This is a genomic window from Streptomyces violaceusniger Tu 4113 (genome assembly GCF_000147815.2).
Taxonomy (GTDB): domain Bacteria; phylum Actinomycetota; class Actinomycetes; order Streptomycetales; family Streptomycetaceae; genus Streptomyces; species Streptomyces violaceusniger_A.
The window spans coordinates 8661831-8677490 of sequence record NC_015957.1 but is presented as its reverse complement, the minus strand read 5'-3'; the positions used below and the strand labels follow the sequence as shown (position 1 = coordinate 8677490).

The 15660-nt window shown below is 67.9% G+C and carries 11 protein-coding genes and 3 pseudogenes; 8 read left to right on the top strand and 6 right to left on the bottom strand.

What is annotated here, in order from left to right:
- Positions 1 to 622 precede the first annotated feature (622 nt).
- Positions 623 to 1192 (top strand): hypothetical protein, encoded by a 570-nt coding sequence (locus STRVI_RS35650; protein ID WP_150112945.1) that lies wholly within the window; start codon positions 623 to 625, stop codon positions 1190 to 1192.
- Between the two features lie 28 nt (positions 1193 to 1220).
- The gene (locus STRVI_RS35645) at positions 1221 to 2351 is read left to right on the top strand and encodes a PD-(D/E)XK nuclease family protein (RefSeq protein WP_014060426.1); all 1131 of its coding nucleotides are present in this window, start codon (positions 1221 to 1223) and stop codon (positions 2349 to 2351) included.
- A 94-nt stretch (positions 2352 to 2445) separates the two neighbouring features.
- Here the strand turns inward: STRVI_RS35645 and STRVI_RS56550 are convergent, their stop codons facing one another.
- The gene (locus STRVI_RS56550; RefSeq protein WP_014060425.1) at positions 2446 to 2829 is read right to left on the bottom strand and encodes a hypothetical protein; all 384 of its coding nucleotides are present in this window, start codon (positions 2827 to 2829) and stop codon (positions 2446 to 2448) included.
- Between STRVI_RS56550 and STRVI_RS56225 the strand changes: the two are divergent.
- A pseudogene (locus STRVI_RS56225) lies at positions 2763 to 3101 on the top strand (hypothetical protein); the annotation flags it as partial. The gene STRVI_RS56550 and the pseudogene STRVI_RS56225 sit on opposite strands and share 67 nt — an antisense overlap.
- Before the next feature lie 127 nt (positions 3102 to 3228).
- On the opposite strand, the gene STRVI_RS35635 reads toward STRVI_RS56225, so the two are convergent.
- The gene (locus STRVI_RS35635; protein WP_014060424.1) at positions 3229 to 4239 is read right to left on the bottom strand and encodes an aldo/keto reductase; all 1011 of its coding nucleotides are present in this window, start codon (positions 4237 to 4239) and stop codon (positions 3229 to 3231) included.
- A gap of 374 nt (positions 4240 to 4613) precedes the next feature.
- Here STRVI_RS35635 and STRVI_RS56220 point away from each other — a divergent pair, with 374 nt between their 5' ends.
- Both STRVI_RS56220 and STRVI_RS49215 read left to right on the top strand, forming a co-directional pair.
- Complete coding sequence (locus STRVI_RS56220; RefSeq protein ID WP_078505512.1) at positions 4614 to 5231, top strand: site-specific integrase; 618 nt, start codon at positions 4614 to 4616, stop codon at positions 5229 to 5231.
- 10 nt (positions 5232 to 5241) lie between these two features.
- Positions 5242 to 5662: pseudogene (locus STRVI_RS49215) on the top strand (transposase); the annotation flags it as partial.
- A gap of 40 nt (positions 5663 to 5702) precedes the next feature.
- Here the strand turns inward: STRVI_RS49215 and STRVI_RS35630 are convergent.
- Positions 5703 to 6419 carry an aspartate/glutamate racemase family protein gene (locus tag STRVI_RS35630; protein ID WP_014060422.1) on the bottom strand — a complete coding sequence of 239 codons (717 nt, stop codon included), beginning with the start codon at positions 6417 to 6419 and terminating at the stop codon, positions 5703 to 5705.
- An 87-nt stretch (positions 6420 to 6506) separates the two neighbouring features.
- Here STRVI_RS35630 and STRVI_RS35625 point away from each other — a divergent pair, with 87 nt between their 5' ends.
- Both STRVI_RS35625 and STRVI_RS51335 read left to right on the top strand, forming a co-directional pair.
- A complete protein-coding gene (locus STRVI_RS35625) occupies positions 6507 to 7049 on the top strand; it encodes a helix-turn-helix domain-containing protein (protein WP_167543250.1) in 543 nt (180 codons plus the stop codon).
- A gap of 278 nt (positions 7050 to 7327) precedes the next feature.
- A pseudogene (locus tag STRVI_RS51335) lies at positions 7328 to 7709 on the top strand (IS630 family transposase); the annotation flags it as partial.
- A 183-nt stretch (positions 7710 to 7892) separates the two neighbouring features.
- On the opposite strand, the gene STRVI_RS35615 reads toward STRVI_RS51335, so the two are convergent.
- The 3 genes from STRVI_RS35615 to STRVI_RS35600 form a co-directional block, all read right to left on the bottom strand.
- Positions 7893 to 8168 (bottom strand): cytochrome P450, encoded by a 276-nt coding sequence (locus tag STRVI_RS35615; protein WP_043237044.1) that lies wholly within the window; start codon positions 8166 to 8168, stop codon positions 7893 to 7895.
- 98 nt (positions 8169 to 8266) lie between these two features.
- Positions 8267 to 10036 carry a M48 family metalloprotease gene (locus STRVI_RS35610; protein WP_014060420.1) on the bottom strand — a complete coding sequence of 590 codons (1770 nt, stop codon included), beginning with the start codon at positions 10034 to 10036 and terminating at the stop codon, positions 8267 to 8269.
- On the bottom strand, positions 10033 to 10488 hold the full coding sequence (locus tag STRVI_RS35600) for a hypothetical protein (RefSeq protein WP_150112942.1): 456 nt from the start codon (positions 10486 to 10488) through the stop codon (positions 10033 to 10035). Before STRVI_RS35600 ends, STRVI_RS35610 begins: the two co-directional genes overlap by 4 nt.
- A 1431-nt stretch (positions 10489 to 11919) precedes the next feature.
- Between STRVI_RS35600 and STRVI_RS35595 the strand changes: the two genes are divergently transcribed.
- Positions 11920 to 15474 carry an nSTAND1 domain-containing NTPase gene (locus STRVI_RS35595; RefSeq protein ID WP_014060418.1) on the top strand — a complete coding sequence of 1185 codons (3555 nt, stop codon included), beginning with the start codon at positions 11920 to 11922 and terminating at the stop codon, positions 15472 to 15474.
- The last annotated feature ends 186 nt before the right edge of the window (positions 15475 to 15660 follow it).

Here is a 15660-nt window from a genome sequence, read left to right as displayed (position 1 = left end):
CGGAGCCGGTGCCGACATGAATGCCGTCATTGCGCACGCACCCATGACGGCCAGGACGGCGGTCTTCCAGGCACTCCGCACCCTCAAGTGCTTCATTTCGCCTCTCTTCCCTCCCCGTTACCGCTCCGGCGGCACCGGGCAGCAGAGGAGATAGTCACAGCGAAGCAGGAGTCACCACGCTCAGTAGCGGAGCTGACAGATAAACCACCTAATAGCTGGATCTCTGCTGGTGGGTAGCTGACCCCTGGGGGGCGGCACTGCGGGCGCCTCCGCCACCCCAATCACAGCGGCCCCGGCCGAGAGCCTGGCCCGCAGCGCGGGCGGCGCCTGACCAAGGCCGAGGTGGTGGTGGCGTTTCACTGGGTAACCGGTGGGCGCACCATCCATGCTCTGCGATTCACGCGGCAGCTGAAGGAGCGGGGCACGGCCCGGCGCAGCGCCGCTGTTGGGCAGTCGGAGGAGAAGACCGCCTGGAGCGCGCGACGCACACGGCCCCCGCCGAGGCGGGGGGCGTAGGTCCTCTTGGAAAGACCGCCGCCACCATAGCAGCGACTGCCGCGCACGCTGGCGTCCGCGTGCGGCTACGCTGCCGTCGGCATCCAGGAGACAGCGGAGGATGGGGATGAGCCAGCGCAGGCCGTATCTGGTCGGGCACCAGGAGTTCGCCGCGCTGTACCGCGTCGACCCGAAGCAGGTGGCGCAGTGGCTGGCGCCGAGCCGCGGCGTGCTGGACCCTTCGACCGCCCTGGTCGTCAGCGGGGTGCGGTACTGGCCGCTCGGCTTCGCGGCCCGGTGGGGTGCGACGACTGCGCGGTTCCGTCAAGTGGATCTCGACGCCAAGGCTCGGATCATCGCGGACCAGGGCGAGGGCTGGGAGCCGGGTCTCGGGGACGAGCTGCCGCCGATCGTCGGCCAGCAGGAGATCATCGAGCTGTTCCATCTGCCTGCGCAGGGCAACCTGGCCACGACGATCGCAACCGGGCGGTTCGCGGAGCACGACTGGCTGCTGTCCGGATCGAAGCTCTGGATGCTGGAGACCGTCCTCGACGCCGTACCGACGCTGCGCAAGAGCGCGCGGAGCCTGCCCTGGGACGTGGACGAGGCGGTCGTCACCGCCTTGCGTGACGGCACCTACGACGGTCCGGGCAGCCGCGTCCTCACTCGGGGCCGCCATGCCCGAAAGGCCCCCTGACCTGCGCAAAACTGTACTAGGTCCCGAATTGCGAATAAGATATCGGCCGGTCAGCCTGTGGCCCGCCGCTCACGCGGCGGACGCGCGCCGCCCCCGCTCCCAGCAGACCAAGCTCGGCGCCAGCGACACCGTGTGCGCACGGCGAGCCGGATACCTCCTGCACGGCCGCACCCCGACCGACACCGGCGAGAAGCGCAAGGCGATCCTCGGGACCTGGCTGCACACCGGGATACTCGACGCCGCCCGCGAGGAGTACGGCTGGCTCGTCGAGCGCCGCGTGGAGGACGAGACCGTCCGGGGCCACATCGACGCCGTCCAGCTCGACAGCACGACCGCCGCCCGGCTCCCGAAGCGGCTGCGCCCCACGCTCCCCGCGGAGGAGACGACTGTCGAGGACGTGAAGTCCAAGAGCACGTACCAGTGGGACAGCGTCGTGCGGTACGGCGCGAGCGAGGCCGAGCTTCGGCAGGTGTACCTGTACGCCGACCTGCTCGGTACCGAGGGCTTCGCCAGCGTCCGGGGACAGCGCCAGCTCGCCCGCCTCGGCCCCGTGCCGGTGGCCCGCATCCGCTTCCGGTTCATGAACCGCGACAACGGCGACGACCACATCCAGGAGATCGCCTACGAGGCCGACCGTGCCCGTCGCGCCCGATGGTGGGTCCAGCAGGTCCGGGCGGCGGCCTCGCCCGAGGAGCTGCCGCGCACCTTCCAGGGGCCGGGCATCTCCGTGATCTGCGACCACTGCCCGTTCCGCACCGCGTGCTGGGGTCCGCTCGTCGCCGGGCGCTCCCCGCAGAGCCAGCTCATTCACGACGACGAGGAACGCGCGAAGGCACTGGCCGAGTATGCCGAGGTATCCGAGCAGATCAAGCCGCTCAAGGACCGGCAGAAGTTGCTCCGAGCCAAGCTCGACGGCTCCGAGCCGGGCGTCTACGGCGACAACGTCCTGAAGTGGAGCGGAGGCAACCCGACCAAGGTCGATGACGTCGGGGCGATGGTCTCGCTGTACCGCCGCGCCGGACTGGCGGTGCCGATGGCACCGGACGCGGCGGCGATGAAGGCCACGCTTGAGGGGGCGGGCATCCCGGTGCCTACACGCCTCGACCACGACCGGCGGACCGCGGTGAGCATCAACGTCACCGCCAGGAAGAAGCCCTGAGCGTGGCACATGGCGGGGCCGGGGCCGGTGTGCCCCTGTCCCCGGCCCCGGAGCGGCGCGAACGGGACGCGACACGGAGAGTGCCGGTGAGCATTCAACTGATGGTGGTGGCCGCGTACTTGCCGAAGGAGGTGATCAACACGACGCAGAAGCTGGTCCTCATGAAGATCGCGGACTCGGCCGATGACCAGACCAGGCTGGCTCGGTCCGGCCTGGAGCGGATGATGGCCTGGGCCGGCGTGGGGGAGAAGCAGGTCATCACGGTGGTGACGCAACTCGTCGGGCTCGGTCTGGTCGAGCGGGTCACGATCGGCCGCGTCGGGCGCCGTGCCGAGTACCGGGTGTTCCCCCACGGTGTGCCGCCGATCCCGTCAACGGAGGAACTGATCGAGCGGCGCCGGGCGGCGCAGCGTGCCCCGACGAACCCCCGGCTGGCCCGGAGGACGTCGCGGCGCAAGCCGTCGTCGGCGGCTCGCACACAACCTCCAGCACGCCGTCCAAGTCGCCAGCGAGTACCGCCCCACCGACACCAATCCGGCGCGCTACCGCGAAGCCCTCGACGTAGCCACCGCCAACTACATGCCCCAGGGCCTCACCGAAGACAGGAAGATCCCCGCCCGGCACGGCACCGTCGAGATCATCGACGGACCGCACGCCCGACGCCTGTGGGCCTGCCTCGCCCGGCACTGCGCCGCCCCCTTCACGCAAGAGGCCGTCCCCATCCTGACGCTCTTCGCCTTCGTCGCGTGGCGGCAAGGCGACCTCATCGCCGCCCGGCTCGCCCTGCGTGACGCCATCACCACCGACCCGCCGGGCCGACCACAGGGCTGTGAAGGCCGAGGTCAAGGACTCGTCGAAGGCCCGGCGGTAGCCCGGACTACCGGGAGCCCGCCACAGGCCGCGACTTGTAGAAGGACTCCTCCAGGTAGGCGGCCTCGTGCGGCTGGTAGGGCTCCTCCAAGTAGGCGGCCTCGTCTTCGTCGAGTTCGACGTCCACCGCGGTGATCGCGTCGGCCAGCTGGGCCGGCTTGGTGACCCCGACGATGGGCGAGGTCACCGCCGGGTTGCGCATGACCCAGGCCAGGGCGACCTGGGCCGGAGACAGACCCCGCTTGCCCGCGATCTCGTGGACGCGCTCAGCCACCGCCTGGTCCCCGTCGCGGTAGAGGATCTTGCCGCCCTCGTCGGTCTCGGCACGCGCTGTGGCGGTGTCCCGGGCCCGCGTCAGCCTGCCCCGTGCCAGCGGGCTCCACGGGATTACGCCGATGCCCTGGTCGGCGCAGAGCGGGAGCATCTCCCGCTCTGCTTCTCGGTGGATGAGGTTGTAGTGGTCCTGCATCGACACGAACCGGGTCCAGCCGTTCAGGTCAGCCAGGTACAGGGCCTTGGTGAACTGCCAGGCGTACATGGAAGAGGCTCCGATGTAGCGGACCTTCCCGGACTTGACCGCGTCGTGCAGCGCCTCGAGGGTTTCCTCGATCGGGGTGTCGTAGTCCCAGCGGTGGATCTGGTACAGGTCGATGTAGTCGGTCCCCAGTCGCTTCAGGGAGGCGTCGAGCTCGGCGAAGATCGCCTTGCGGGACAGCCCGGCGCCGTTCGGGCCGGGGCGCATCCGCATCCAGACCTTGGTGGAGAGAACGACCTCCTCGCGCCGGGTGAAGTCCTTGACCGCCTGGCCGACGATCTCCTCGCTGCTTCCGGCGCTGTACCCATTGGCCGTGTCGAGGAAGTTGACGCCGCTCTCGAGGGCCTGCTTGATGATGTCCCGGCTGGCGTCCGCGCCCAGCGACCAGGGCTCGCCGCCCCGGTCCGGCTCGCCGAAGCTCATGCAGCCGAGGGTGATGGCGGAGACTTCCAGTCCGGTCGTTCCGAGTTTGATGTATCGCATGCTTCCGAACCTAGGAATTAGAGTGCGCTCTAACGCAATACGTCTCGGTCCGGAATTCGGAGGCGTGGGGCATGTGCGCCCTGTCAGGTTTCGGCCGTTTCGGCCAGACGTACCGAGCGCGTGGGGCACTACTCAGCCCCCTCGACGGCAAACCGCCCTCGCGGGTCCGTCGCCACGACCGATCATCGCTCGATCACTAAGAGATTCCGCTGGTCGGGCCGCGGTATCGCGGCGCTCGCGACGGCGCCCCTACCCGCGGCATCTCTAAGAAGACCGCACCTGTGACTGCGCTCCAGCCGCGTGACTTCACGTTTACGGGCAAGCGGTCCACGCTTCGAGTACAACGTGCGTGGAAACGTCGAGCCGAGGGCGGCATGTACCTCGGGGCCCCCAAGACGAAGAAGTCCCGACGCACCCTGGTCCTCACGCCTGACCAGGTGGAGCTGTTCAAACGCGCATGTCTGGGCAAGCAGCCGCAGGATCTGATCTTCACCGCTCCCGGCGGAGGGTCATGGCACTCGGGCTTCGTCTTCGCCCATCGATGGAAGCCTGCTCTGGACGCTGCCAACGCCGGCGGCCTGACGAAGAGGCCGCGTGTCCACGACCTCCGTCACACGCACGCCTCGTGGCTGATCGCCGGGAAGGTTCCGCTGCCCGTGATGCAGGGGAGGCTCGGGCACGAGTCCATCACCACCACGGTTGATCGGTACGGCCACCTCCCACGCCCAGTGCTGATGCTGCTATCGGGGATACGCGCGAGGCCCGTGGCGGGGCGAGCGCACGCACCGCCACGGCAACGGTCCGTCGAGCGGGCGGGGCTCGAACTCGCTGAGGGCCGCGGGGCGGTGGGCGCCCGCATTCACCGGGCGATGACGCCGAACGCGCAGGTCGCCAGCAGAGCCATACCTGCAATGGTGACGGTGAGGGGGGTGGTGCCAGACGCGGGTGGGTGTGGACCAGATAGAACAAGGCCCCGCCCAGCAACGTGGTGAGGAGTGCGAGTACCTGCACGGCCTGTCGTCCGGCGACTTCGTGCCCGCTCTGGAGCAGTTCCTCGGCTCGACGGCCGGGCTCTCCCCGGCCACGGTCACCCGGCTCACCGTGCAGTGGCAGGCCGACCACACCGCGTTCGGTGAGCGCGACCTGTCCGCCACCGACTACGTCTATATCTGGGCGGACGGCATCCACCTGCGGATCCGCCTCGACCAGGCCAAGGCCGCGGTCCTGGTGCTCATGGGCGTATGGGCGGACGGCACCAAGGAACTGATCGCGATGACCGATGGCTACCGCGAATCGTCCGCATCCTGGGCCGATCTGCTGCGGGACTGCCAGCGGCGCGGTATGCGCGCCCCGGTCCAGGCCGTCGGCGATGGGGCGCTCGGCTTCTGGCACGCGCTGGGCGAGGTGTTTCCCGAAACCCGTCATACCGACACGCGGCGAAGACCAAGCGCGGCAGAAGAAGCTCAGATTCCGGTTTGCGGGACGGCGGGAGCCAGGCTGGCGTTGACGATGGACTCGACGTGCAGGGCCGTCGAGTCCAGCAAGGGCAGCGAAGGGAAGTCCTGCGGGCCGATCAGCTGTGTGATCTCGGTGCAGCCGAGGATGATCGCATCCGCTCCCCGGGCGGCCAACTGTTCCATGACCCGCAGGTACTGGGCGCGTGAGTCGTCGGTGAAGATGTTGCGGGTCAGCTCGTCGAAGATGATCCGGTCGACGAGGGTGCGGTCGTCCTGCTCCGGGACGACGGCGGACAGGCCGTGGTCGGCGAGCCGGTCACGGTAGAAGTTCGCTTCCATTACCGGCAGGGTTCCCAGGAGGCCCAGGGTGCGGGCCCGTGTCTGATGGGCGGCGTGCGCGATGACGTCGGCGATGTGCAGGAAGGGTATGGAGACGGCCGCCTCGATGGCGGGGGCCACGCGGTGCATGGTGTTGCTGCCGCAGGCGATGAAGTCGGCTCCAGCGCGCTCCAGGCCGCGGGCCTTGCCCGCGAGGTAGTCGGCTGCCTTGTCCCATGCCTGGGTGCGGACGCAGCGTTCGATGACGCCGAAGTTGACGCTGCAGAGCAGCAGCTCGGCACGTTCGTGTCCGCCCAGGCGCTGGTTGGTGAGATCGTTGATGCGCTGGTAGTAGTCGGCGGTAGCGACGCTGCTCATGCCGTGAAGGAGTCCGATGGTCCGCATGCTCACACCCCGGGTTCGGTAGAATGAACTTCATATCACTCTAGCGAACCTGGAGGTGGGTGGCGAATGCCGTCCGGAGTGACAGTGGTGGCTGGCAATCTGCAGCGGCTTCGGGGCGAGCGGGGGCTGACTCTGGCGGCCTTGGCCGCCCGGTCCGGGGTGGCCAAGGGAACTATCAGTGAACTGGAGCGGGGGCGCGGCAACCCCACTATCGAGACCCTGTTCGCCCTCGCCTACGCGCTGGAGGCGACCCTGGCCGACCTGGTCGAGGAGGAGCAGGCCCCCGCCATCGAGGTAGTCCGAGCCGCCGAGCGGCCACCCATCACGGGGCGACCGCTGGACGCCCGCTTGCTGCACCGCTCCCGCCATCCCGACATGACCGTCGAGACCTACGAACTGTTCCTCCACCCCGGAGCCGACCACCGTGCGAAGGCGCACCGCCCCGGCACCCGCGAACACATGTACGTGATCAGCGGCGAGGTCGACACCGGCCCCCCGGAGGCGCCCATCCGTCTGGAGCCCGGCGACTACGCCAGTTTCCCAGCCGACACTTCGCATGTGTATCGCAGCCGCACCGACTCTCGTGCCCTACTCATCATGACGGTCCCGAAATCCGCCCTGCCTCATTGAGCTTCTTCGAGCTGACCACTGATCGGGTAACGGTTCACGAATGCGCAACGAGCGAAGCCCCTGAGCTGTTGATCGAGATGTCTGACGGCTCAACCATGCTGCTCGGGAGCCTCGTTGGTCATCTATCCTGCCGCACGCGCTTGTGGAGTGAGTCTCAATGATGGTGTTAAGCCGATTGGGGTCCGGGGGGGCATCATGGCGGTTGGGCGGCCATATAGAAGACGTGGCGCAGGCGGCGGTGGTATCGCTTGGGCCGGTGGTGGTACCGGTCCGGCGGCCGGCGCACCCACGACCACCTGCGGCACGGCATCACCAGCTTGTTCGCCGCGTTCAACATCGCCGACGGCACCGTCATCGGCGAACTGCACCGCCGCCACCGGGCAATCGAGTTCAAGAAGTTCCTGGTCACGATAGACAAGGCGGTTCCCGCGGGACTCGATGTGCACCTGGTGTGTGACAACGACGCCACTCACGACACCCCCGAGATCAAGGCATGGCTCGGCAAGCACCCCCGTTGCCGGCTCTTCCTGGGCCAACCAGGTCGAGCGGTGGTTCGGCCTGTTGACCGACAAGCTCATCCGCCGCGGCGTTCACACCTCGGTGAAGGCGCTGAAGGGCAACATCAGGGCCTGGACCGACTCGTGGAACGAGAACCCCAGGCGGTGCCGGATCTCGTCCGGTGGTGGAGGCATGCTCCGCTGGCATCGAAGCAGGGTGTGCTGACCCTCATGCTGGAGCGGGTAACGGTCTATCCGGCTGCCGCACGAGGGTCGCGGACCGTGGACGGTGATCGCGTTCAGCTGACGTGGCGGAAGTGGAACCCCTCTCAAAGGGACAGCGCCGTCACCGCAGGGTGACGGGGACCGCCTTGAGAGCGCGTGAGCGGAACGAGGCACGCCACTGCAACTGCTGAGGCGGGACGACGAGATCCAACTGGGGGAACCGGTGAAGCAGCGTATGGAGGGCGATCTGGATCTCCATACGCGCCAGTGGTGCGCCGAGGCAGTAGTACATTCCCTGGCCGAGGGCCAGGTGTCCCTTGTCCTCGCGGTGGATGTCGAACTCGTCCGGTGAGGGGTATCGCTCAGGATCCCTGTGGGCTGAGGCCAAGCAGAGCACGACGGTGGTGGCCAGCAGGGAGGGAGCAGCACCGACGAGAAAATTGCAGTGCGTGAGGAATCAGCCGCTTGTGAAGAGTTGCCCCTTTTCTGCGTGAATCAGTGTGGCAATAGCTGTCTTAACGCTGTTCTGGCCCGCCCATAGCGCACGCTGACCATGGCGTCTTCGTTGGGCGCATCCAGGTCGTAGCCGGAGCGGCACTGCAGGGCCTGGGCCTCGGCCGTCGACGTGAGCAGCCGCTTCCATGCCTTTCCGCCCGCGCCGGAGTCCGGAAAGACCGGCAATTCCAGCGCGTCGCTCACCGCCGCACCCAAGGCGGCACAGCGGGCGCCGGCGGCATCGGATCCCGCGACCCCATCCGGAAGGTATTTGTCGAACCGTCCGAGCACCGCAGAGCCTCCCCGCTCGTACCAGCCGACGGCCCGGTCCTTGACTGCGGCGCTCACCGCGGGTCCGTCGCGCCACTCGTTCATCTCGTCGGCCATCTCGCCCAGATGGGCACTTGCCTGCGTCGCCCAGTCGTCCTCCGCCTGCGCCAAATTCGCGAACGGATTCATCGTGAAGGCGCTGATCAGCCAGATGACACCGAACATCCAGGCGCGGGCCGCACTCGCCTCGTCCGCGCTCCGCACCTTGCGACGCGGGAATACCGCAAAGCCGGTGGCGATGATGAGCGGCCCCAGAAGATACGCGAGATAGATCACCGTCTGCGCCGGGACCGCGTCGAGCTTGAGCCAGGAGCTCACCGAGTAAATGATGGCCACGTACGCGACGAGGAAGACCGCGAGCTGCAACTTCGTGCCGCCCTTGTCCTCGGAGCGGGGGTTGTCGATTTCAGCCAGGCGCTCCCTCCAGGTCGGGTGGTTGCGCAGAAAGCGGGGGAGCCGAAGCCGGGGTAGCGCGGCTGACCGCGATTCCGCCTGCTTTCTCCACACCTCCCGGTCGCTTCCGAACTCGAATACAGCATCTCGGTCGGCGACCAGCTCACGATGGCGCAGGATGTCGGCCCTGGCCACGTAGACCAGCGCGGTGAGCACCACCGCGAGCAGCGCGGTCTTCGCTCCGGGCTCGTATCCGTCCCAGTACGCCCGCTCGGCGCCGTGAAATCGGTCGCGGAGCACCAGGGCCGCGTTCAGGGCCAGGCAGGGCAGCAGCTCGGCGATCAAAAAGACCCGCCACAGCGCGATGGCGAGATAGGCCAGGTCGACGTCCCGGTTACGCACATGGGCGAGCTCATGCAGCACGACCGCGTCGAAATGCGACCTGTCCTTGGTCGTCCGTTTGGGCAGCAGCCCCACGTTCAGGCAGACGGTGTAGCGGCCGACGCTGCCGAAAGTCACTGCGCCGGCGGACAGCGCCCGGGGATTGCACACGAAGCCGGGCAACCGGTCCCGGGGCAGCTCGGCGCGCTGCACCAGCCGGGCCAGATGCGCCAACCGCTCGTCGTTCCCGCTGCCGCCCTCGACGGCTGCCACGATCCGCTGCGCGGAATACAGCTCCGGGAGCCGGTCCTTGCGCTGCCGCCACCGCGGCAGCCACCGGGACAGCAGCACGGCCGCCACCGCGACGCCGGCGGTGCACAGTATGGTCGCGTACAGCGCGGTCCGAGCACCGTCCGCCCGGCAGGCGACCAGGTTTTGGTGGAAACGCAACCCCAACTCGGTGCGCCACTTCGGCCCTTGGAGATCCATGCCGGCTGCGGAGGCACAGTGCGGGAGCGAGGTCGCGGAGTGATACGTGAGCACCGCTTCGCCGAGGAGCGCGGTTCCGGACGCGAGCAGCACCGTGACCAGCATCAGCATCCGCCGGGTGGTCGCACGCGCAGTGAGCGCACGCGCGGTGAGCGCTCGTGACTGCGCCGTCGTCATTGCCCGGACGGCCCCATGGCCAGCCGGGCGACGACGGCTTCTCCGAGCTGCTTCGCGGCCGCCTCCTCGAGGCCCCGCAGGCACGCCTCGCCGTAGACCCGCTGGTAGACCGCCTTCTGCTGCTCGGAGGTCAGCGGCACCAGGTCGGCGGCAACACCTGCGTCGCGGGCGGGAGTCCGGGAGAAGCGCGCCCGGATCCGGGCGAAGAAGCCGTCCGCCGCGACGCCTGCCCCCCGGGTGACGAACTCGTTCACCACCAGCCATACGACGGGGGTGATCAGGCTGGCGACTTCCGCCACGCCGAAGCCGAGCAGCTCGTCGCTATCGGGCCGGGTGAACAGCCGAGTGATGCCGTCGTCGTCGAGTGGCTGCAAATATTCGAGCAACTCTCGTTCATGCGGCACATGTTCGGCAATGAGCGGCGTGACGATCCCCCGTACGGACGCGGCCATGGCGGACATTATAATAGATGGCAGCTCGTCCTTGACTAGATGGCGCCATACCCGGCGTATGTGTCGAACCTGTGGTGGGACATCGTCGCCCACAATCAGCCGGCAGCCCCATCTCTGGCGTAAATCCGCTACGCCATCGCTATACACCCCGACTGCGGAGAGCTGCTCCAGCTTCGTGACGACATCCTCGTGGGGAGCGCGGAGGCTCGGGAGATGTGGGGAGCGAACCAGACCCGGGCACACTGAGACGGGGACAGCCGCTTCCTCCATCTCCAGTATCACGGAGACCAGGAGGTCTGCGTGCGCATCACTGCTTTCGCTCCGCTGCGTAACCATGATCTACGATTCGTGATCCTCTTGCCTGTATGAGGTCGTGCCGTCTCCAACGGGCCGTACTCCCGCCACTCCCTGCCAGCCGAGAAGGTTCACGCTGCCTGAGCGGCGCGAGATCGTCTGATCACGTGCACTGATCAGGACGAAGGCCGTAAGGGTGAGGGCAAACGCTCGCACGCCTCCGTGCCCGAAAGGCACGGAGGCGTGCGAGCGTTGCCCGGCTGAGGGGAGTTTGAAGAAACGGCCTGTGATCAGGTGGCCTCCTGCCCCTCATTGCGCCTCAGGTCTTCAGTAGTCGATCAAGCCTGTGGCGCGGCTCGTTCCTGCGAACTGCAAGTAGAACTGAGTGCCGTCAACCACGTCACTGGCGGCCAACCCCCAGCTGCCGGCCCTCAGTGACCGCCAGCTGTTACAGCCCGTTGTCCTGAAGCAGGTCCTCACGCTGCGGGCCCCGTCCAGCTTCAGGTTGATGTCTTTACACCTGCTGGTGGTGGTTGCGTAGGTTCCCCTCGCGGGCCAGAACGCGGGGTCGCTGCTGCTGGTACCCGGCGAACTGGTGAACCGCGGCGCGGCCTCCGTGCAGGCTCGCGCTGCGCTGATGGGTGTGTCCGAGGCTGCGGCCGGTCCTGCCGTCGCGGCGGTCATGCCGCTTCCGAGCAGCAAGGCAGATGCCGCCAAGGATACGATCTTGAGGTTTCGCAAGGTGTTCCCCTGTCTCATCACGGGTGGTGTGGTCAGCACAGGAAGCTACGGACAGAGCTACAGGGCCGCAGTCGCGATGGCCGCCGCCGTTAGCGCAGTCGGCATTGCGCTTCGTAGACGCATTACTCGTTCCCCTGATTCGTGATTCCTCCGTTGGTGGATGCGTCCAGGCCGGCTATGGCTCGGTCCGTGCTGTGCGTCATCGAGTTCACCGCCCGCACCGTTGTTCAGCAGGCCCCTCCCGCCGCAGTGAACAATCACGGCGGTGTCGGTTCGCGCCCCTCCGGCAGGGGCTGGATCGGTTCTTGCCAGGCATGTGGCGGGCTTTTAGCGTGGTTGGGGCGCGGGTGACTTCTGCGTAGCGGGGCTGCCGGGGTATGAGGGGGAATCGGGCCGGTGGGGCGTCGTGAGAGGCCGGTGGACCCGAGCGCGGGGCCGGTGCAGTGGTTCGCTCATGAGCTGCGCAAGCTGCGGAAGAAGGCGGGCGGTCTCACATACCGGGAGATGGCGCGCCGGGCCCATTACTCGGTGACCGCGCTCTCCCAGGCCGCCGCCGGTGAGCAACTCCCGTCCCTGGACCTCGCCCTGGCCTATGTCCGGGCCTGTGACGGCGATGCGCAGGAGTGGGAGCGGCGCTGGCGCGAGACCGCCGAGGAGTCGGCGGTCCGAGACCGCGAGGACGGTGGCACCGAGTCGCCGTACCTAGGGCTGGTACGTTTCGAGCCCGGCGATCACGAGCGGTTCTTCGGACGGAACCAACTGGTCGCCGATGTGCAGGAACTGGTGCTACGGCGGCGCTTCGTAGCCGTCGTGGGCCCGTCCGGAAGCGGTAAGTCGTCGCTGCTGCGGGCCGGGCTGATTCCCGCGCTGCGAGCCGAGAGCACATCCTTAGCGGCGATCCGCATCCTCACCCCGGGCGGGCACCCGCTGCGCACTCACGCCGAGGCGTTGCGGCCGAAGGACGCCGTCGGCGACACCGTCCTCGTCGTGGACCAGTTCGAGGAAGTCTTCACCCTCGGCCGCGACCCGCACGAGCGCGCCGCCTTCATCGACGCCCTGCTCGCTGCCCAGCACCCGGACAGCAGGTTGCGCGTCGTCATCGCCATACGCGCCGACTTCTACGGACGCTGCGCCGAGTACCGCGATCTCGCCGACGCCTTGCGGGAGGCCAACCTTCTGGTGGGGCCCATGAGTCCGGCCGAGTTACGCGAAGCCGTTGTCAGGCCCGCACAGACGGCCGGGCTGATCGTCGAGCGCGACCTGACCGCTCGCCTGATGGAGGAAGTGCACGGCGCGCCAGGTGGCCTGCCGCTGCTCTCGCATGCCCTACAGGAGACCTGGCGGCGGCGCCGCGGCAGGGCGCTGACCTTGCAGGCGTACGAGGCGGCGGGCGGCGTGCACGGTGCGATCGCGCAGAGCGCCGACGAGGTCTATACCCGGCTCTCTCCCAGCCACGCGGAGCTGGCCCGGCTGATCCTGCTGCGGTTGATCGCCCCCGGCGAGGGCTCCCAGGACACCCGGCGCCCGGTCGACCGCAGCGAACTCGACCTCGGCGCCGCCTCCCAGGACGACATCGCCCTGGTCCTGGACCGCCTGGCTACCGCCCGGCTACTCACCCTCGCTGATGGCACCGTCGATCTCGCCCACGAGACGCTCATCACTGGTTGGCCCAGGCTGCATCAATGGATCGACGACGCCCGCGCCCGCTTGCGCCTTCACCGTCAGCTCACTGAAGCCGCGTGTGCGTGGAATGCCCTCGACCGCGACCACGGAGCCCTATACCGCGGGGTGCGGCTCGCCGCCGCCGAGGAAGCCTTCAGCGACCTCGACACTGTCAAGGAGCTGACCTGCTTGGAACGGGACTTCCTCACCAGCAGCACAGCTGCTCGCGAGCGGGAACAACGCGCCGCTGTCCGCACGACCCGCCACCGACGCCAGCTCACCGCCGCGCTGTCCGTCCTGCTCGTCATCGCCGTGACCGCGGGCTCGATCGCATGGAGCCAGTCCCGGATCAGTGAACACCGCCGACAGCAAGCCGTCGCTGCGCAGAAGGCCGCCCTGTCCCGACAGCTGGCCGCGCAGTCAGCCTCTCTGCTGGGCTACAACCCCGATCTCGCCTCGCTCCTGGCCGTCCAGGCGTACCAAGCCAGCCCCACGGCAGAGGCCACCTCGAGTCTCTACGCGGCGGCAGCCCTTCCGCTGCGAAACCGCTTGACCGGACATGCTCGTCCTGTGGAGGCGGTGGCCTTCAGTCCCGACGGCCGGACCGTGGCCGCCGCTAGCTCAGACGGCACGATTCAACGATGGGACGCGGGCACAGGCGCGGCCCGTACACCCTTGCGCAGCCCCGCCGGCGGAGTGAAAACGATCACCTACAGCGTGGCCGGCCAGCTTCTGGCGGCCAGCGACACCAGCAAAACCCTACGCGTGAGCAACCTCGTGACCGGGAAAGCCTGGACCGCAACGGACCACGTCGAGACGGGACAGCTGGCCTTCAGCCCCGATGACCGGACCCTGGCCGTCGGCTACTCCGACGGCAGGGTCAGGTTGAGGGACGTCGCCACCGGCGCCATCCAGACCACCTTGCCCGTCTCCGCCAGCAGAACAACTGCGATTGCCTACAGCCCAGATGGCAGCCTGCTCTCGGTCGGCGGCGCCGACAGCGTGATCAGAGTGCGTGACCTGTCCAACGGTGCAACCCGGTCTATCAAGTTCACGAGCCCTGGTGCCCTGACATCGATGGCCTTCAGCCCGAACGGCAACCTGCTCGCAGTCGGCAGTGATCTGGGCGAGGTGCAGCTTTCGGACACGGAGACGGGCGCATCGCGCGCCCGCTTCACCGATCACAAGGGGCCGATACGGGCTGTGAAGTTCAGCCCCGACGGGCGCCTACTGGCCACGGGCAGTGACGACAACACGGCGCGGCTGTATGACGTGACCACCGGCGAAAGCCGTGCCGTCTTCACTGGACACACCGAAGGTGTGGCCTCTCTGTCGTTCAACCCTGACGGAACCGTGCTGGCCACCGGCAGCAGCGACCGCACGGTCCGCCTGTGGGACACCTCGCGTGGAGCGGCCCGTGTCACGGAGAAGACCGAGAACACCGCGACCTCCATGGTCTTCACCACAGACGGCCGCGCACTGGAAACAGGCGACGCCGCTGGAAGAATCAGCACTTGGGATACGGTCAGCCGACAGACCCACAGCACCCGCACCGTCGTCTTCGGCGGCCTGACCACATCGGTGAGCCTGCCCCCGGACGGTCACGTGATAGCCACCGTGACCAGCGACGACGGCCGCACCGCACAAGTCTGGGACACGACCGGCCACATACACCGAACGACGGTGCACGGCCCCTCTCGGTCTGTCGCTTTTGTCACGACGGCCCTCAGTCCCGACGGCCGCGTCCTTGCCACCGGCGACACCGGTGCGACCGTACGACTGTGGGACGTGACCACTGGCAAGAGCCGTACAGTCCTCACCGGGCATACAGACGTCGTAGCGGCACTCGCTTTCAGTGGTGATGGGCACACGCTTGCCTCCGCTGATGCCTCTGGAACCATCAGGTTGTGGGACGTGGCCACCGGCAGGAGCCGTGCCGCCCTCACCGACAATGCCACGTCGGTCGCATTGAGCTTCGACGGCCGTACCCTCGCCGTCGGCCATGACGATGGAACGGTGCGCCTGTGGGACGTATCCACGCTCACCGTCCGCAGCACCCTGAGGGGGCGTCAGCTTCCCGTGAGTTCAGTGGTCATGAGCCCCGACCAACACACGCTGGCCGCTGGCAGCGAAGACGGGACGATTCAGTTGTGGAAGCTGACCGTGCCCGGCCCGACCAGAGTGATGGACAGGATTTGCCGCGCTCTGCACCGGGGTTTGAGTCAGCAGGAGCGAGCCCAGTATCTCCCCGGCCAGCCACAGGTTCGAGTGTGCACGGACCGCTCGTAGGGACGGCAGCTCAAGTGAGGCGGCGGTATTCGGCACCCCGCTCAGGGCATTCCTGCGCCGCCACCGCTGAGTTTTACAGAAATCGAGGTGCCGCGTATTCCATGGGCACGCGCCTCGAAGGTCACGGTGGGTGGTCGCTGTGCTGCGGGCTTATAAGGTACGTGCTTTCGAGGCAGACTGAGTGCT